This window comes from Mycobacterium sherrisii, from assembly GCF_002102355.1.
In the GTDB taxonomy this organism is placed as follows: Bacteria; Actinomycetota; Actinomycetes; order Mycobacteriales; family Mycobacteriaceae; genus Mycobacterium; species Mycobacterium sherrisii.
Map to the genome: position 1 here is coordinate 13,186 of NZ_LQPT01000019.1, position 17,869 is coordinate 31,054.

At 68.0% G+C, this 17,869-nt stretch carries 14 protein-coding genes and 1 tRNA gene; 9 read left to right on the plus strand and 6 right to left on the minus strand.

The genetic code is table 11. From position 1 onward, the window contains the following. Window positions 1-31: 31 nt before the first annotated feature. The 4 genes from eno to mfd all read right to left on the minus strand — a co-directional run bounded on the left by eno (window position 32) and on the right by mfd (window position 7,275). Window positions 32-1,321: a phosphopyruvate hydratase gene (eno, locus tag AWC25_RS01555; protein ID WP_069400498.1), complete on the minus strand. Its 1,290-nt coding sequence runs from the start codon at window positions 1,319-1,321 to the stop codon at window positions 32-34. 88 nt (window positions 1,322-1,409) lie between these two features. Then, the gene (locus AWC25_RS01560; RefSeq protein WP_069400568.1) at window positions 1,410-2,141 is read right to left on the minus strand and encodes a lytic transglycosylase domain-containing protein; all 732 of its coding nucleotides are present in this window, start codon (window positions 2,139-2,141) and stop codon (window positions 1,410-1,412) included. Between the two features lie 322 nt (window positions 2,142-2,463). Next, window positions 2,464-3,525 (minus strand): nucleoside triphosphate pyrophosphohydrolase, encoded by a 1,062-nt coding sequence (locus AWC25_RS01565; protein ID WP_069400499.1) that lies wholly within the window; start codon window positions 3,523-3,525, stop codon window positions 2,464-2,466. 48 nt (window positions 3,526-3,573) lie between these two features. Next, entirely contained in the window at window positions 3,574-7,275 is a 3,702-nt protein-coding gene (gene mfd, locus AWC25_RS01570; protein ID WP_069400500.1) for a transcription-repair coupling factor, read from the minus strand. Between the two features lie 130 nt (window positions 7,276-7,405). Here mfd and lysA point away from each other — a divergent pair, with 130 nt between their 5' ends. Beyond that, window positions 7,406-8,746, plus strand: coding sequence for a diaminopimelate decarboxylase (gene lysA / locus AWC25_RS01575; protein ID WP_069400501.1), 1,341 nt, complete (start codon window positions 7,406-7,408; stop codon window positions 8,744-8,746). A 92-nt stretch (window positions 8,747-8,838) separates the two neighbouring features. Here the strand turns inward: lysA and AWC25_RS01580 are convergent, their stop codons facing one another. Continuing rightward, window positions 8,839-9,432 (minus strand): TetR/AcrR family transcriptional regulator, encoded by a 594-nt coding sequence (locus AWC25_RS01580; RefSeq protein ID WP_069400502.1) that lies wholly within the window; start codon window positions 9,430-9,432, stop codon window positions 8,839-8,841. 183 nt (window positions 9,433-9,615) lie between these two features. On the opposite strand from AWC25_RS01580, the gene AWC25_RS01585 reads away from it, so the two are divergent. The 8 genes from AWC25_RS01585 (at window position 9,616) to pth (ending at window position 15,965) form a co-directional block, all read left to right on the plus strand. After that, a tRNA-Gln gene (locus AWC25_RS01585) sits at window positions 9,616-9,687 on the plus strand. Window positions 9,688-9,780: 93 nt separating this feature from the next. After that, complete coding sequence (gene glmU / locus AWC25_RS01590; protein WP_085166252.1) at window positions 9,781-11,268, plus strand: bifunctional UDP-N-acetylglucosamine diphosphorylase/glucosamine-1-phosphate N-acetyltransferase GlmU; 1,488 nt, start codon at window positions 9,781-9,783, stop codon at window positions 11,266-11,268. A gap of 103 nt (window positions 11,269-11,371) precedes the next feature. Continuing rightward, on the plus strand, window positions 11,372-12,352 hold the full coding sequence (locus AWC25_RS01595) for a ribose-phosphate diphosphokinase (protein WP_061556756.1): 981 nt from the start codon (window positions 11,372-11,374) through the stop codon (window positions 12,350-12,352). Continuing rightward, window positions 12,353-12,700 carry an arsenate reductase (glutaredoxin) gene (gene arsC / locus AWC25_RS01600; protein ID WP_085166253.1) on the plus strand — a complete coding sequence of 116 codons (348 nt, stop codon included), beginning with the start codon at window positions 12,353-12,355 and terminating at the stop codon, window positions 12,698-12,700. Further along, complete coding sequence (locus AWC25_RS01605) at window positions 12,697-13,338, plus strand: LpqN/LpqT family lipoprotein (protein WP_069400505.1); 642 nt, start codon at window positions 12,697-12,699, stop codon at window positions 13,336-13,338. Before arsC ends, AWC25_RS01605 begins: the two co-directional genes overlap by 4 nt. A 370-nt stretch (window positions 13,339-13,708) precedes the next feature. Continuing rightward, window positions 13,709-14,578: an oxidoreductase gene (locus AWC25_RS01615; RefSeq protein WP_085166254.1), complete on the plus strand. Its 870-nt coding sequence runs from the start codon at window positions 13,709-13,711 to the stop codon at window positions 14,576-14,578. A gap of 139 nt (window positions 14,579-14,717) precedes the next feature. Beyond that, window positions 14,718-15,377 carry a 50S ribosomal protein L25/general stress protein Ctc gene (locus tag AWC25_RS01620; RefSeq protein ID WP_069400508.1) on the plus strand — a complete coding sequence of 220 codons (660 nt, stop codon included), beginning with the start codon at window positions 14,718-14,720 and terminating at the stop codon, window positions 15,375-15,377. Between the two features lie 12 nt (window positions 15,378-15,389). Next, window positions 15,390-15,965, plus strand: coding sequence for an aminoacyl-tRNA hydrolase (pth, locus tag AWC25_RS01625; protein ID WP_069400509.1), 576 nt, complete (start codon window positions 15,390-15,392; stop codon window positions 15,963-15,965). 140 nt (window positions 15,966-16,105) lie between these two features. Here pth and AWC25_RS01630 read toward each other — a convergent pair whose 3' ends face one another. Beyond that, a complete protein-coding gene (locus AWC25_RS01630; protein WP_069400569.1) occupies window positions 16,106-17,743 on the minus strand; it encodes a fatty acyl-AMP ligase in 1,638 nt (545 codons plus the stop codon). Window positions 17,744-17,869 lie beyond the last annotated feature (126 nt).

Sequence of the window (17,869 nt, forward strand, 5' to 3'; positions counted from 1 at the left end):
GCGCTAGCCGCGTTTCCTGTTGACGGCCAAACTATTTCACATCCAAGGCATAGCGCGGGAAGGCGAGGTCGCCCGCGTAGCGGGCGGCGTCGCCCAGGGCCTCCTCGATGCGCAGCAGCTGGTTGTATTTGGCGACCCGCTCGCTGCGGGCGGGCGCGCCGGTCTTGATCTGCCCGCTGCCGACGGCCACCGCCAGATCGGCAATCGTGGTGTCCTCGGTCTCGCCGCTGCGGTGACTCATCATGGTGCGGTATCCGCTGTGGTGCGCCAGCGCGACCGCATCGAGTGTCTCGGTCAGCGTGCCGATCTGGTTCACCTTGACCAGCAGCGCGTTGCCGGCGCCGCGTTCGATGCCCTCTTCCAACCGCTCCGGGTTGGTCACGAACAGATCGTCACCCACCAGTTGCACGCGGTCGCCGACGGCCGCCGTCAGCGCCACCCAGCCATCCCAGTCATCCTCGGACAGCGGGTCCTCGATGGACACCAACGGGTAGGTGTCTAGCAGGCCGGTGTAGAACTGCGCCATCTGGTCGGCGCTGCGGATCTCCTTTTCGAAGCTGTAACCCTCGCCCGCGGTGAAGAATTCGGTCGCCGCAACGTCGAGCGCCAGGGCCACATCCGACCCCGTTTTGAAGCCGGTCGCTTCGATGGCCGTCAGGATCAGATCCAGCGCCGCCTTGGTGCCCGCGACGTCCGGGGCGAAGCCGCCCTCGTCGCCCAGCCCGGTGCTCAGCCCCTGCTTTTTCAACACGGACTTCAGCGAGTGGTACACCTCGGCACCCCAACGCAGCGCCTCTTTGAAGCTGGGCGCACCGATCGGCGCCACCATGAATTCCTGGACGTCCACGCCGGTGTCGGCGTGCGCCCCGCCGTTGAGGATGTTCATCATCGGCACCGGAAGAATGTGCGCGTTCGGCCCGCCGAGGTAGCGGAACAGCGGCAGCTCGGCGGAGTCGGCCGCCGCCTTGGCCACGGCCAGTGACACGCCCAGGATGGCGTTGGCGCCCAGCCGGGACTTGTCCGGGGTGCCGTCGAGGTCCACCAGCGCCTGATCGACCAGACGCTGGTCGTCGGCGTTGAGTCCGATCACCGCCGGCCCAATTTCGTCGAGGACCGCCTGGACCGCCTTGTCCACGCCCTTGCCGCCGTACCGGGTGCCGCCGTCGCGGAGCTCGACGGCCTCGTGCTCTCCGGTCGACGCGCCGGACGGCACCGCCGCCCGGGCAAAAGTCCCGTCGATCAGGGCGATCTCGACCTCGACCGTGGGGTTACCGCGGGAATCGAGGATCTCGCGGGCCCCGACCTGCTCGATAATCGGCACTAGGATCTCCTTGCCTGAACTTGACTCGTAGCTGATGCCAGCCCCGGGCAGCCTCTAAAGCCTAAAGCCTGGGACCGCAACCATCCTTCTACAGCGGGTGGCCGGCCGCGTAAGCGGTGGCCCAGTCCCGCACCGCGCGGGCGTACACGCCGGAATTGTTGTATGCCCGCAGCGCGGTCACCCATCCCCGTGGAGTAGCGAGATCCTTTCCGCGCCAACATAAATAACCCGCGGCCGCGAGGGCCGCGTCGTCGATGTTGTCCGGGCTGACCCGGCCGTCGTTGTGGGCGTCGACCCCGTACAACCGCCAGGTCTCCGGAATGAACTGCATCGGTCCCATGGCGCGGGCGATCGCGGGCCCGCTGTCGGTGCTGCTCTCGTCGGCGTCGACGATGCGCAGGTTGCCGCCGGTGCCGTCGAGCTGGACACCGCGGATGGGTGGGCTGACATCCCCATTCGGCGACAGCGTCGCACCCCGGTAGGTGCCGTGGTGGCTTTCCACCTGGCCGATGCCGGCCAGCGTGGTCCAGGCGATATGGCACTTCGGGTTTTCGACCTCGGCGACCCGGGCCGCATATGCGTAGGCCTCCAGCGCGATGAGCGGGATTTCCAGGGCCGCAGCCCGCGGGACTGCCCACGCGCGCAACTGGTCCGCGGGCCGGCCGCTGGCGTGGGTATCGACCGGGGGCACCGGATCCCCGAAGGGGGGCGGCACGCCCGCGGGGATGAACAGGCTGAGCTGCCAGGTGCAACTGGAGGCCATCAGCATGGCGGTCGCCCCGATCACGGCGGATGCGCGCAACCAACGCCTCGGCGACACCATGCTCCCCTTAACTTCCCCTACACCAACGTCACCCGATAATTATCGTCCCACGAGCCGGGGACGGGACCGGTTTCTTTTAGCCGGCAAGCCCGCTTCCCGTCACATTATGCGTTAGCTGACAACGATCGTGGCTAGCAAACCACGGCCGCTGCCGGTCACCGGATTTCCCAATTCAGAAGCCACATCATCCTCAGACCGTGCCGCACAACGGCAAACACCGAGCGAATCGCTGCCCGACAATCCTGTGAAGGTGCTCGGATTTCGCGTCAGTCGCGACTGCGGGCTTCTTTGGCGTCTTTGCCGGGTCGGTTGGACGTGTCTATTCCGCCGCATCGTCGGCCAACTCGGCCTGCTCGGGTGGCTCGTCGGCATTCCCATCGGCCTTGCCATCGGCCTGGCCCCCGGTCAAGGCGGTCTCGGGGGGCTCGCCCGCCGCCGCGTCGCCGTGGGCCGCGGCGGGCCAGTGCTGCCGCCACTCCTGCTCGGTGACCGCGCCCAGCGGCACCACGTCGAACTCTTCCGGAACGCTGTCCCCGCGCCGGGTCGCGGCAATCGACCGTTCGACCGCGCGAACGGTGTCCACGAACTCCAAAACGGCCGTGCGGAGGGAACTTTCCGCGTCGACGTCGGTCAACAGCGAAATCGAGGTGATCTCATTGGGAATCAGGTCGGCGGGCAGGCCGGCCGCACCGGCTCGCTGAATCACCTTCTGCGCCAACGCCAGCGCGGGCTGTCCGGTGTGCACGTCATCCATCACCGAGGTTCGGGGCTTCTCGGCCACCTTGCGCTGCTCCCACTGCGCCAACTGCTCTTCGAGTGAAATCGTTTGGCCGGCAAGCACTCCCGGCACCCGATTGCCCAGCTTTCGCATCAATGTGGTGGCCACGGCGTCGATGTCGAACGGCGACTGCGGCGCCTCCTCGGCGATTCGGGCGTGAAACAGCACCTGTAGCAAGACGTCGCCCAGCTCTTCGCGCAGCTGGTCGGCGTTGCCGCTGCGGACCGCATCCAGCAGCTCGTAGGTCTCCTCGAGCAAATACCGGCGCAGCGAGTCGTGGGTCTGCTCGCTTTCCCACGGCCCGGCGGTGCGCAGTTTGTCCATCATGGCGACGGCGTCGACGAGTCGTTCCCCGCGAGGGGTTTCCGGCGCGGAAATCAGCCGCGCCCCGGCCGCCAACCGGGCGGCGACGGCGGGGTGGTCGGGATCCGACGACAGCAGCACCGGGGCGTCCTCGCCGGTGTCCACCGGTCGGGCGGACGACAGCGACCAGGGCACCGCGACCGGCATCTCTTCGGTGTACTGGACCTCGCCGGTGAGGTGCTCGACCGCTTCGACGGGCACCAGCGACGGGCGGCGGGGGTCGAACAACACGACTATCACTGGCGCCGTTCTCCTCCCTTGTCACCGCGCGAGCCCATGACCCGACCTTCAGCCCGCCGATTTGCGGCCGGCGTTGTCGTCGCGCGGCGCTGACGAACTCGTTATACCAACTTCTTGCTGCGGTTTGCCCTGCAGGGCGGTGACCAGGTTGGCCACCATCTGCACCAACTCGACATCGCGGAGCCGCGGCGCACCGACTCCACCGGCCGAGCCGCCGGCCCGTGGAATCGGCACGGACACGGTGGATGTGGTGGCGCGATAGTTGGCGGCCGGATACATCCGCTTGAGCCGCACCTGCGCGGAATCGGGCAGCGTCAACGGGGACAACCGCACGGTCGCCGCCGACGGCGCCGAGACTTCGGTGATGCCCGAAGCGCGGCACAGCAACCGCAGCCGGGCCACGGCCACCAGCCGCTCGGCCGGCTCGGGCAGCGCGCCGTAGCGGTCGGTGAGCTCCTCGACGACGGCATCGACGGCCGCGTCGTCGGGGGCGGCGGCCAACCGCCGATAGGCCTCCAGCCGCAGCCGGTCGCTGGCGATGTAGTCCGGCGGCAGATGCGCGTCGACGGGCAGGTCGATCCGCACGTCCTTGGGCTCCTCCGGGGTGGTGACCGTCTGGCCGTCGGCAGCAGCCCGATACGCTTCCACGGCCTCGCCGACCAGCCGCACGTACAAGTCGAATCCGACGCCGGCGACGTGCCCGGACTGCTCGACGCCCAGCACGTTGCCGGCGCCGCGGATCTCCAGGTCCTTCAGCGCCACGGCCATTCCCGCGCCCAACTCGTTGTTCTGCGCAATCGTCGCCAGCCGGTCGTAGGCCGTCTCGGTCAGCGGCGTGTGCGGCGGATAAAGGAAGTAGGCATATCCGCGTTCGCGGCTGCGGCCGACCCGCCCCCGCAGCTGGTGTAGCTGCGACAGGCCGAAGGTGTCGGCCCGTTCGACGATGAGGGTGTTGGCGTTGGAGATGTCCAGGCCGGTCTCCACGATCGTGGTGCACACCAGAATGTCGTAGTCGCGGTTCCAGAAGCCCTGCACGGTGCGTTCCAGCCGCTCCTCGGGCATCTGCCCGTGCGCCACGACGACCCGCGCCTCGGGCACCAGCTCGCGGACCCGGGCCGCGGCCCGGTCGATAGAGCTGACCCGGTTGTGCACGTAGAACGCCTGCCCGTCACGCAGCAGCTCGCGGCGCAACGCGGCGGCGACCTGCTTGTCGTCGTGCGGGCCGACGTAGGTCAGCACCGGATAGCGCTCCTCGGGCGGCGTCAGGATCGTCGACATCTCGCGGATCCCGGCCAGGCTCATCTCCAGGGTGCGCGGAATCGGGGTGGCGCTCATGGTCAGCACGTCGACATGGGTGCGCAGCGACTTGATGTGCTCCTTGTGCTCGACGCCGAACCGCTGCTCCTCGTCGACCACCACCAGGCCCAGATCCTTCCACCGCACCCCGGTCTGCAGCAGCCGGTGCGTGCCGATCACGATGTCCACCGACCCGTCGGCCAGGCCCTCGATCACGGCGCGGGACTCGGCGGTGTCGGTGAACCGGGACAGCCCCTTCACGGTCACCGGGAACCCGGTCATCCGGTCGGTGAACGTCTGCAGATGCTGATCGGCCAGCAGCGTCGTCGGCACCAGCACCGCGACCTGTTTGCCGTCCTGCACGGCCTTGAACGCCGCGCGCACCGCGATCTCGGTCTTGCCGTAGCCGACGTCGCCGCAGATCACCCGGTCCATCGGGATCGGCTTTTCCATGTCGGCCTTGACCTCGGTGATCGCCGTCAGCTGGTCGACGGTCTCGGTGAAACCGAACGCGTCTTCCATCTCAGCCTGCCAAGGGGTGTCCGGGCCGAAGGCGTGCCCGGCACTGGCCTGCCGCTTGGCGTACAGGGCAACCAGCTCGCCGGCGATCTCGCGCACGGCGCGGCGGGCCTTGGTCTTGGTGTTGGCCCAGTCGCTGCCGCCCAGCTTCGACAGGGCGGGCGCCTGCCCGCCGACGTACCGCGACAGCTGGTCCAGCGAGTCCATCGGCACGTACAGCTTGTCCGACCCACCGCCGCGCTTACTGGACGCGTACTCGAGCACCAGATATTCGCGCCGGGCGCCGCCGACCGTGCGTTCCGTCATCTCGACGAACCGCCCGATGCCGTGCTGGTCGTGCACGACCAGGTCGCCGGCGGTCAGGGCCAGCGGGTCCACGGTGTTGCGCCGCTTGGCGGCCAGCCGCTTGCCCTCCGGAGCCGTGGCCCGGTTACCGGTCAGATCGGTCTCGGTGATGACGACCAGGTTGGCGCCCGGGATCACCACCCCGTCGTGCAGCGGTCCCTTCAGCACCCCGACTATGCCGGCCTTCGGGGCCGCGCCGCAGTCCAGCATCGCGGCCGGGGTGTCGGACTCGGCCAGCCGCTCCACCACCCGATGGGCGGTACCGGTACCGGGCGCGACGACCACCGCGTAGCCGCCGGTCAAGACGTGCGCCCGCAGCATCGCGAAAATGCTTTCGATGTCGTGCTGATGCCCACGAGCCGACGGCGCCGCCCGGACCTCGAGCTCCACCGCCGACTCGTCGGACAGCTGGCTCAGTGTCCACCACGGGTGCCCGGCCGCGACCGCGGCGGCGTGCACGTCCTCCAGTTCGACGAAGCCCGAACCGCCCAGCTGCTCGACGTCGACCGGCGCCTGACCTTCGGGACTGCCCATCGCGGCGACCGACCAGGATGCCTCGAGGAACTCGCGACCCGTCTTGATCAAATCGGCGGCGCGGCTGCGGATCTTCTCCGGGTCGCACAGCAGCACCGGGGTTCCGTCGGCCAGCTGATCGGTCAGCAGCGCATGGGAGCCGTTCTCGTCGGGCTGAAGGACGGGCAGCAGCGCCTCCATGCCGTCGACCGGAATGCCCTCGGCAAGCTTGGCCAGCATGTCGGCGACGCTGCCGGTGATCGCGGGCTGCCCCTCCGGCAGCCCGGCGACTGCCCGGGCCGCCAGCTCGGCCGCCCGCGCCCGAACGTCCTCGGTCAACAACAGCTCGCGGCACGCCACCGCGACCACGGTGTCGACCTCGAGCTCCGGGATGGACCGCTGATCGGCGACCGCGAACATCCGCATCTCGGTGATCTCGTCGCCCCAGAACTCGACGCGCACCGGGTGTTCGGCGGTCGGGGTGAACACGTCGAGAATGCCGCCGCGGACCGCGAATTCGCCGCGCCGGCCGACCATGTCCACCCGGGTGTAGGCGAGTTCGACCAACTTCGCGATCGCACCCTCGAAATCGACGTCGGCACCGACGCTGAGGGTCAGCGGTTCCACCAGCCCCAGCCGCGGCGTCATCGGCTGCAGCAGCGAGCGCGCGGCGGTCACGACGACCTGCAGCGGCGGCCCCAGGCGTGCGTCGTCGGGATGGGCCAACCGGCGCAGCACCAGCAATCGGGTGCCGACGGTGTCGACGCCCGGCGAAAGCCGTTCGTGCGGCAGCGTTTCCCAGGACGGGAAGATCGCGACGGCATCGCCGAAGACACCGCGCAGTTCGGCGCCCAGGTCGTCGGCTTCGCGGCCGGTGGCGGTAACCACCAGCAGCGGGCCGCGCCGTGCCAGCGCGCCGGCGACGAACACCCGCGCGCTCGCCTGACCAACCAGGTTCAGCGTGGCCGGCCCGGCCGCCGCCGCGGCGGTGATCTGCTGGAACGTCGGCGCGGTCAGCGCCAATTCGACGAGCCCCGCGATCGGGGTTTCTGGGCGAGCAGGCCCCGGTGCGGTCATGATGCACCCATTCTAGGTGGCCTGCTAGATCGCCGAGGAATCCGCAGAACGACGTCAAGAATGCGCCGGGGGGCGTCAAGGGATCGTAAGGAACGGGTCACGGGGGGTCGACCGGGCGCACTTTGAACTCATGACATTGCTCGACATGCTGCCGTCCATCGGCCGGGCGGCGCCCCGGCGACTGGATCCCGCGATCTGGCCTGCCACTACGCATTCCGACGAGGAAGGGCGGCTCTGCGTCGGCGACGTACCCCTGACGGACATCGCCGACGAATTCCACACCCCCACCTATGTGATCGACGAAACAGATTTTCGTCAGCGCGCCCGCCGCTACCGCAAGGTGCTGCGTGGGGTTCAGGTCGTCTACGCCGGAAAGTCGTTGCTGACCACGGCCGTGGCACGCTGGGCGCACGAAGAAGGCCTGGGCGTCGACGTGTGCTCGGCCGGCGAGTTGGCCGTCGCCGTGGCTGCCGGCGTGCACCCGGCCCGAATCATCATGCACGGCAACGCGAAATCGCCCGACGAGCTGCACGACGCGGTCCGGGTCGGGGTCGGCCGGATTGTGCTGGACTCCGGCATCGAAATCGCCTACCTGGCCGGCTGCGCGCGAAAACGTCAGCCGGTACTGATCCGCGTCACCCCCGACATCGACATCCACGGACACCGCGCGGTCACCACCGGCATCAGCGACCAGAAATTCGGCTTCACCCTGGCCGAAGACCTGGCCGCCGACGCGGTCGGGCGGGTGCTGGCGCACCCGATCCTCGACCTGGTCGGCCTGCACTGCCACCTCGGGTCGCAGGTGACCGACGCGGCCCTGTACGGCGAAGCCATTTCCCGGATGATCGCCGCGATGGCCGACATCCGGGCCCGCTACGGCGTGATCCTCACCGAGCTCAACATCGGTGGCGGGCACGCGATCCCATATGTCTGCGGTGACCGTGAGTTGCAGCTCGACGATCTCGCCGCCGTCGTCGAAGACGCTCTGGACACGGCGTGTGCCGCCGAACATTTCCCGCGGCCGACGCTCGTGGTCGAGCCCGGTCGCGCGATCAGCGGCCGGGCCGGCGTGACGCTCTACCGGGTCTGCTCGGTCAAAGCACAGCCGGGTGGGCGCACCTTCGTCGCCGTCGACGGCGGGATGAGCGACAACCCGCGGGTCTCGTTGTACGGCGCGCAGTACACCGTCGCCCTGGCCAACCGGCACTCGCTGGGGCTCAAGCACCGGGTCACCGTCGTCGGCCGGCACTGCGAGGCCGGCGACGAGATCGTCCGCGACGTCGAATTGCCGGTCGACCTGCATCCCGGCGACCTGCTGGCCGTGGCATGCACCGGCGCGTACCACCACAGCATGGCGTCCAACTACAACATGGTGTGCCGGCCGCCGCTGGTGGCCGTCAGAAACGGCCGGGCCCACCAACTGATCCGCCGGGAGACGATCGCCGACCTGCTGTCGCGGGACTGCGGTTGACTTGGCCCCCGGCGGGGACACACACGATCGCCGAGCGTACCGCCGGGGCAGGAAATCAACGGCACTGTGGTTCCGGCGTTGCGCTCGCGGAACTACTCGTCCTGCAGCCGCGGATCGGATTCCAGATGCGTCAGGCCGTTCCACATCAGGTTGACCAGGTGCGCGGCCACCACCTCTTTTTTGGGTTCGCGAGTGTCCAACCACCACTGCGCGGTCATCGACACCGAACCGACCAATGCCTGGGCATACAGCGGCGCCAGGTCCGGGTCCAAACCGCGACGGGCGAAGTCGCCGGCCAGGATGGAACTGACCTGGCTGACCGCGTCGTTGAGCAGGCTCGAGTAGGTGCCCGTGCTGATCGACGCCGGCGAGTCGCGGATCATGATCCGGAAACCGTCGGTGCGCTCCTCGACGTAGGTGAGCAGCGCCAGGGCGACCCGCTCCACCCGGACCCGGGAACGGTTGTTGGTCAGCGACGAGGTGATGCCGTCCAGCAGCGCCGACATCTCGCGGTCGACGACGACTGCGTAGAGGCCCTCCTTGCCGCCGAAATGTTCGTAGACGACCGGCTTGGAGACATTGGCCCGCTGGGCGATCTCTTCGATCGAAGCGCCCTCGTAACCGCGCTCGGCGAAAAGTGCGCGGGCGATGCCGATGAGCTGGTGTCGACGCTCGCTGCCGGTCATCCGGGCGCGTGGCGCACGCACCTCTTTATCCGGTTTATCCGGGGCTGCCACGTCACTCAGCGTATCGGTTCGTCCGGTCGAAAATGCCCGGGTTTGTCCGGCGTCGCGAGCGGTTCGCGATGCGGTCCGACTAAAGTCTTGGTGGCGCGGTTGGCGGGTTCCGCCACCGGCCGGGATCGACAGTCCGTCGTGGTGTAATCGGCAGCACCTCTGATTTTGGTTCAGATAGTTCAGGTTCGAGTCCTGGCGACGGAGCTTCGGCTGCTTGTCCACCGGCTCCTCGGTGTCGGGTCTTTGCCATTGGTGCAGGTGAAATGACAGTCTTGGGGCTAAGCACGAGGAGAGTCGATGTCGTTTCACGGTGACACAGCGGTCCTGGTCCTGGCGGCCGGGCCCGGCACCCGGATGCGATCGGACACCCCGAAGGTGCTGCACACCCTCGCCGGACGCAGCATGCTCGCGCACGCCCTGCACTCGATCGCCAAGGTGGCGCCGCAGCGCCTGGTGGTGGTGTTGGGGCATGAGCACCAGCGCATCGCCGGCGTGGTCGCCGATCTCGCCGACGCTCTCGGGCGTCGGATCGACGTCGCCCTGCAGGACGCTCCCCGCGGCACCGGCCATGCTGCGCTGTGCGGACTAGCCGCGCTGCCGCCCGACTACGCCGGGGTCGTGGTCATCACCTCGGGCGATACCCCACTGCTGGACGCCGACACGCTGGCCGACCTGATCGCCACCCACCACGCGATGTCCGCCGCGGCCACCGTGCTGACCACCACCCTGAGCGATCCGTTTGGCTACGGCCGCATCCTGCGCAGCCAGGACGATCCCGGGGAAAGCCAGGTGCTGGCGATCGTCGAGGAAGCCGACGCGACGGCGGCGCAGCGCAGCATCAGGGAGGTCAACGCCGGCGTCTACGCGTTCGACGCCGGCGCTTTGCGGTCGGCGCTGGGCCGGCTGAGCTCCGACAATGCCCAGCAGGAGCTCTACCTGACCGACGTGATCGCGATCCTGCGCGGCGACGGTCGCACCGTGCACGCCCAGCATGTAGACGACAGCGCATTGGTCGCCGGCGTGAACAACCGCGTCCAGCTGGCCCAGCTCGGCGCCGAGTTCAACCGCCGCATCGTCGCCGCACACCAGCTGGCCGGTGTCACCATCATCGATCCGGCCACCACATGGATCGACATCGACGTGACGATCGGCCGCGACACGGTCGTGCACCCGGGCACGCAGCTGCTCGGCCGCACCCAGATCGGCGGCCACTGCGTCGTCGGCCCCGACACCACGCTCACCGATGTCACCGTCGGCGACGGCGCCTCCGTGGTGCGCACGCACGGCCAATCGGCGACGATCGGCGGCGGCGCGACCGTCGGGCCGTTCACCTACCTGCGGCCCGGCACCGCGCTGGGTGCCGACGGCAAGCTCGGCGCGTTCGTCGAGGTGAAGAACTCCACCATCGGGACGGGCACCAAGGTGCCGCATCTGACCTACGTCGGTGACGCCGACATCGGCGAACACAGCAATATCGGGGCGTCGAGCGTCTTCGTCAACTACGACGGCACCACCAAACGGCGCACCACGGTCGGCTCGCACGTGCGCACCGGCTCGGACACCATGTTCGTGGCGCCGGTGAACGTCGGCGACGGTGCTTACACCGGGGCCGGCACCGTGCTGCGGGAGGACGTTCCGCCGGGCGCGCTGGCCGTGTCCGCCGGCCCGCAGCGCAACATCGAGAACTGGGTGCAACGCAAACGCCCAGGCACCGCCGCCGCGGAAGCCGCGGAGAAGGCCGCACAGCAGGCTTCGTCGGCTACCCCACCACCGGAATCCGAATAGACACCATGAATTTGGTGGCTGGCAACCCGGCGGTCGTTCCGTACGATTCGCTACGTACGATGAGCAGCACTTCCATCACGACCCGAACGCTAAGGGCAGCACCGTGAGCCACGACTGGACCGACAATCGCAAAAATCTGATGCTGTTCTCCGGCCGGGCGCATCCCGAGCTCGCCGAGCAGGTCGCCAAGGAACTCGACGTCCACGTCACCGCGCAGACCGCACGCGAGTTCGCCAACGGCGAGATCTTCGTGCGCTTCCACGAATCGGTGCGCGGCTGCGATGCGTTCGTCCTGCAGTCCAATCCGGCGCCGGTGAACAACTGGCTGATGGAACAGCTGATCATGATCGACGCGCTCAAACGGGGCAGCGCCAAGCGGATCACCGCGGTGATGCCGTTCTATCCCTACGCCCGCCAGGACAAGAAGCACCGCGGCCGTGAGCCCATTTCGGCGCGGCTGGTCGCCGACCTGCTCAAGACCGCCGGCGCCGACCGGATCGTCACCGTTGACCTGCACACCGACCAGATCCAGGGATTCTTCGACGGGCCCGTGGACCACATGCGCGGGCAAAACCTGCTGACCGGCTACATCCGGGACAACTACCCGGACAGCAACATGGTCGTGGTCTCCCCCGACTCCGGCCGGGTGCGTATCGCCGAGAAGTGGGCCGACGCGCTGGGCGGCGTTCCGCTGGCCTTCATCCACAAGACTCGCGATCCGCGGGTGCCCAACCAGGTGGTCTCCAACCGGGTGGTCGGCGAGGTTGAGGGCCGCACCTGCGTGCTGATCGACGACATGATCGACACCGGTGGGACCATCGCCGGCGCGGTGAACCTGCTGCGTGAGGACGGAGCCACCGACGTGATCGTCGCGGCGACCCACGGTGTGCTGTCGGACCCGGCCGCCGAACGCCTGGCCGCGTGCGGGGCCCGGGAAGTGATCGTCACCAACACGTTGCCGATCGGCGACGAAAAGCGCTTCCCGCAACTCACGGTGTTGTCCATTGCACCGCTGCTGGCCAGCACGATTCGCGCCGTCTTCGAAAATGGTTCTGTCACAGGACTATTCGATGGAGACGCCTGAATGGCCGCCGCAGCCGTCATCTACCACAATCCCAACTGCAGCACCTCTCGTAAGACGTTGGACTTGTTGCGCGACAACGGTTTAGAACCCACGGTCGTGCAGTACCTGAAGACTCCGCCGTCCCGCGCCGAGCTGGCCAAAATGATTCGCGACGCGGGCATCGACGTACGCACCGCGGTGCGTAAGCGCGAATCCTTGTACGCCGAACTGGGACTGGCCGACGCGACGGACGACCAGCTGCTCGACGCGATGGCCGAGCATCCCATCCTGATCGAGCGCCCGTTCGTCGTCACGGGCAAGGGCACCCGGCTGGCTCGTCCGATCGACGCGGTGCACGAGATTCTGTGAGACGGCTCGCCGCCGCTGCCGGGATCGCCGCGCTAACAGCGGCGTGTGGCCCGAAAGCTCCTGACTACTCGTCGGTTTGGACGACGAGCACGACGGCGACGACCACCACGACCACCGACCGGCCGGTGCCGCTGTCGATGTATCTGAACAGCATCGGCGTGACCGGACAGCAGGTGGCGCCCGATTCGCTGACCGATCTGACGGTGTCCATACCGACGCCGGCGGGCTGGTCGCGGTTCACCGATCCGCACATCGCCCCCCAGACGCTGATCCTGGCCAAAGGCGGCAAGTATCCGACGGCGCGGCTCGTCGTGTTCAAACTCAATGGCGAGTTCGACCCCGCTCAGGTCATCAAGCACGGCAACGACGACACCCAGTTGTTCGAGAACTTCAAACAATTGGACGCCTCGATGGACCCCTTCAACGGGTTTCCCTCGTCGATGATTCAGGGCAGCTACAACAGCGAGAACGGCACCCGGCTGCACAGCTGGAATCGGATCGTCCTGCCGACCGGGTCGCCCCCGGCAAAGCAGCGGTACTTTGTCCAACTCACCATCACCGGCCTGGCCGACCAGGCAGCCGCGCAGGGACCCGACATCGACATGATCATCCACGGATTCGTCGTCGCCGCGAAATAGGGCGCGGGATTGCACATCCGCAGTGGGTGGTCTTGACCGTGAGCACCGACTGCAACGCTAACCATGAGGGAACGTGGCAGGCGTATTCCGCAGTGCAACTCGCGGTGGCTGCCCACACCGCACAGTGTCTGTCTGAGCAAGCGGACGATCTAGAACAAGGTCAGCCGCCCGCGTACCTGGTGGAGTTCGCGGATTCGGACGTGTCGGAAGATGACCTCGAAGTTGTCTGGCGGCCTTCGTAACTGATCAATCGGAGCGGTAGCCAGATTGCTTCACGGGCGTGAAGGCGGTCAAACCACAGCCATGGCGGCAATCTTGGTCGGGAGAGGTGTGCCGACCCGCGAACCCTCGAACACTAGGGTTGTCAGGCATGACCGATTGGACCGCCGCAAACCTGCCGCCATTTGCCGGGCGCACCGTGATCGTCACCGGCGCCAACAGTGGACTTGGCGCGATCACCGCTCGCGAGCTGGCCCGAGTCGGCGCGACGGTCATCATGGCCGTCCGCGACCCGCGCAAGGGCGAGAAGGCCGCTCGCGACCTGCGTGGCCAAATCGAGGTGCGCCGACTGGATCTGCAGGACCTGTCGTCGGTGCATGAGTTCGCCGACGGCGTCGACAAGGTCGACCTGCTGATCAACAACGCCGGCATCATGGCCGCACCGTTCGCCTTGACCGCCGACGGCTTCGAGAGCCAGATGGGCACCAACCACTTCGGCCACTTCGCGCTGACCAACCTGCTGCTGCCCCAGCTGACCGACCGGGTGGTGACGTTGTCGTCGATGGCGCACTGGGCCGGGCGGATCGACTTCGACGACATCAACTGGCAGGCCCGCCGCTATTCGCCCTGGCTGGCATACAGCCAGTCGAAGCTGGCCAACCTGTTGTTCACCAGCGAACTGCAGCGCCGACTACGCTCGGCCGGCTCGCCGCTGCGCGCGCTGGCCGTTCATCCCGGTTACTCGCACACCAATTTGCAGGGCGCCTCCGGCCGCAGGGTCGGTGACGCGCTGATGTCGGCGGCCACCCGGGTGGTAGCCACGAATGCCGATTTCGGCGCGCGGCAAACGTTGTACGCGGCGTCACAGGATTTGCCCGGCGACACCTTCGTCGGTCCGCGGCTCGGCTGGATCGGGCCAACGCGACCGGTGGGCCGCAGCCGTCGGGCCAAAGATGGCGCCGCGGCGACCAGGCTGTGGGAGCTGTCCGAGCGGCTCACCGGCACCAAATTTCCGCTCTGAGGCGCACATGGGATACCCTGGCCGGGCGTCACGGCGAGGGTGATTGGCGTCCAGCCAGCACCGTTATCGACGGAGACCGACAGATGTCGCGACCCTGGCCGTGCCTTGACACTTAGGTACCGAGCACACAGGAGCGACAATGGCGAAGAAATCTCCAGTCAACCAACTCGCGGTCACGGTGCGAACCGAGACCGGTAAGGGCGCGTCGCGCCGGGCCCGGCGCGCCGGCAAGATTCCCGCCGTCCTCTATGGTCACGGCACCAAACCGCAGCACCTCGAACTGCCCGGGCACGAGTTCGCGGCCGTGCTGCGGCACTCCGGCACCAATGCCGTGCTGACGCTTGACGTCGAGGGCAAGGAGCAGCTGGCGCTGACCAAGGTCCTCGACATCCACCCGATCCGCCGCACCATTCAGCACGCCGACCTGCTGGTCGTGCGGCGCGGCGAAAAGGTCGTCGTCGAGGTGCGGGTGATCATCGAGGGTGACGCCGTTCCCGGCACCCTGGTCACCCAGGACACCAACACCATCGAGATCGAGGCCGACGCGCTGTCCATCCCCGAGCAGTTGACCGTCTCGGTCGAGGACGTCGAGCCCGGTACCCAGATCACTGCCGGACAAATTCAGCTGCCCAACGGGGTCAGCCTGGTCTCCGACCCGGAGATGCTGGTGGTCAACGTGGTCACCGCGCCGACTGCCGAGGACCTCGAGGAAGAGGGCGCCGGCGAGACCGCCGAAGGTGCCGAGCCGGCCGCCGAGGCGGCCGATGAGGGCGAGGCCGTCGCCGAAGAGTCCGAGTAGGCGGCCGACGAGATGGCCGAACCGCTGTTGGTGGTCGGCCTGGGCAATCCCGGAGACAACTACGCCCGCACCCGACACAACGTCGGGTTCATGGTCGCCGACCTGCTCGCCGCGCGGCTGGGCGCAAAGTTCAAGGTGCACAAGCGGTCCGGCGCCGAGGTGGTCAGCGGCCGGCTCGCCGGCCGCTCGGTGCTACTGGCCAAACCGCGCTGCTACATGAACGAATCCGGCCGCCAGGTGGGCCCGCTGGCCAAGTTCTACTCCGTGGCGCCGGCCGACATCATCCTCATCCACGACGACCTCGACCTCGAGTTCGGTCGTATCCGGCTCAAGATGGGCGGCGGCGAGGGCGGGCACAACGGGTTGCGCTCGGTGGCATCGGCGCTGGGCACCAAGGACTTTCAGCGGGTGCGGCTGGGCATCGGGCGTCCGCCCGGGCGCAAGGATCCGGCCGCGTTCGTGCTGGAGCCGTTCACCGCCAGGGAGCGCCCGGAGATCCCCGCTATCTGCGAGCAGGCCGCGGACGCGACCGAGTTGCTGATCGAGTTGGGTTTAGAGCCCGCACAGAACCGCGTGCACGCCTGGTAGTTCCCCGCGCTGTGTGCGTCCAGGCCGTTGAGTGTGCGCTGCCGGCGGGCCCGGTCGGCGTGTCGGCACCGCTGGCGCACACCGAAATCCGTGAACGCACACCCGGCTGTGAGAGAGCTGGCCAACCGTGCGAGAGCCGGTTATCCGGTGACCAGCGTGACGGAGTTGGACCGGCGCAGCTTGCCCGACGGCGTCTTCGGAATGGTGCCGGGGCCCAGGACCACCACGTTGCGGGGCCGCATGTCGACCTCTTTGAGCACCTCGCGGGCGACCTCGTGTTCCATCCGCCGCACCTCGGCGGGGTCCTGGAACGCGTTCGACTCGACCGCCACGGCGAACGTCTCGCGGGAGTGGCCGGCGTCGAGCCGGACCGCGACGGCGCAGCCCGGCCGGACACCGTCGACCCGGCAGGCCGCGCGCTCGATGTCGGTCGGATAGATATTGCGGCCGGCCATGATGATGACGTCCTTGACGCGGCCGCACACGACGATGTGGCCGTTGTCGGTGATGTAGCCGAGGTCGCCGGTGTCGTACCAGCCGTGCTCGTCCTGAGCCGAGATGAAGCCACCCATGGTCAGGTAGCCGGGCGTCAGCGACTCGCCGCGCAACTCGATGACGCCGACGCCCCGCGGCGGCATCACGTTGCCCTGCTCGTCGATGATGCGGGCCTCCAAACCGTGCAGCAGCGGCCCCAGGGTGGCCAGCCGGCGGGTGTTGCCCTTGGTGGCGGGCACGGCCCGGCGCAGGGCGGCTAGCAGGTCGGCGTCCACCTCGTCGACGACCAGGCCCGCGTTGCACTCCGAGAACGACACCGCCAGCGTCGTCTCCGCCATCCCGTAGGCCGGCAGGATCGCCGACGGCTTCAGACCGAACGGCTTTCCGGCGTCGAGCAGATCCTCGACGTCGGCGGGCTCGACGGGCTCGGCGCCGGACAGCGCGAAACGCAGGGTCGACAGGTCGAAATCGCCGGGCTTGGCCTGCCGCCGCAACCGCTTGGCCAGCAGCGCATACGCGAAGTTGGGCGCCGCGGTCATGGTGCCCCGGTACTTGTCGATCAGCTTGGCCCACAGCAGCGCGTCACGCAGGAAGTCCATCGGCGTGACCTTGACCAGCTCCGCGCCGAAGTACATCGGAATCGTCAGAAAGCCGACCATGCCCATGTCGTGGAAGCAGGGCAGCCAGCTGACCATCACGTCTTTGTCGATGTCGTACTGGGCGCCGATGAACATCGCCTCGGCGTTGGAATAGATGTTGCGGTGTGTGATCTGGACGGCCTTGGGCGATCCGGTCGATCCCGACGTCAGCTGCATCAGCGCCAGGTCGTCCTCGCCGACCTCGATCGGGTCGATGGGTTCCGAGGCCAGCAGGTCGGTGACGGTGAGGACCTTGATGCCCTGGTCTTCCAGTACGGGGATGGCGACCAGGAAGGGCTCCGACACGATGACCACCCGGGCCTCGATCATGCCGATGACGTTCATGGTGTCTTCGGCCCACATGGCCAGATCCGTCCGCGGGGTGGGCTGGTGCAGCATGGTCAGGCTCGCGCCGCGCATCCACAGACCCTGCGCCGTCGGGGCGATCTCCACCGGGTAGCCGGCCAACACCCCGACGGCGTCGCCGAGACCGATGCCCGCGGCGGCCAGGCCGCCCGCGATGCGGCGGGCGCGCTCGTGCACCTCACCCCAGGTGTGGCGGACGGGTTCGTGTGGCTCACCGGTGACCATGCCCTTTTTCGAGACACGGGCGTTGTGGAACATCTTGTCGGTAAACCTGCTCACGCAAACCTCCTTGGTTCCGGCGCTGTCCCCAACACCCGGGATTTCATGTTCCGCTCGCGCGGCGACACTTTGCAGCAGGCACGCGAGCACAGTTGGAAAGCGGTTAGATCTCGAAAGGGTGACGTT

Coding starts and splice junctions, on each gene's coding strand:
- mfd (WP_069400500.1), bottom strand. CDS start 7,275: ATGACCGCACCGGGGCCTGCTCGCCCAGAAACCCCGATCGCGGGGCTC.
- lysA (WP_069400501.1), top strand. CDS start 7,406: ATGACATTGCTCGACATGCTGCCGTCCATCGGCCGGGCGGCGCCCCGG.
- AWC25_RS01580 (WP_069400502.1), bottom strand. CDS start 9,432: ATGACCGGCAGCGAGCGTCGACACCAGCTCATCGGCATCGCCCGCGCA.
- glmU (WP_085166252.1), top strand. CDS start 9,781: ATGTCGTTTCACGGTGACACAGCGGTCCTGGTCCTGGCGGCCGGGCCC.
- arsC (WP_085166253.1), top strand. CDS start 12,353: ATGGCCGCCGCAGCCGTCATCTACCACAATCCCAACTGCAGCACCTCT.
- AWC25_RS01615 (WP_085166254.1), top strand. CDS start 13,709: ATGACCGATTGGACCGCCGCAAACCTGCCGCCATTTGCCGGGCGCACC.
- AWC25_RS01620 (WP_069400508.1), top strand. CDS start 14,718: ATGGCGAAGAAATCTCCAGTCAACCAACTCGCGGTCACGGTGCGAACC.
- pth (WP_069400509.1), top strand. CDS start 15,390: ATGGCCGAACCGCTGTTGGTGGTCGGCCTGGGCAATCCCGGAGACAAC.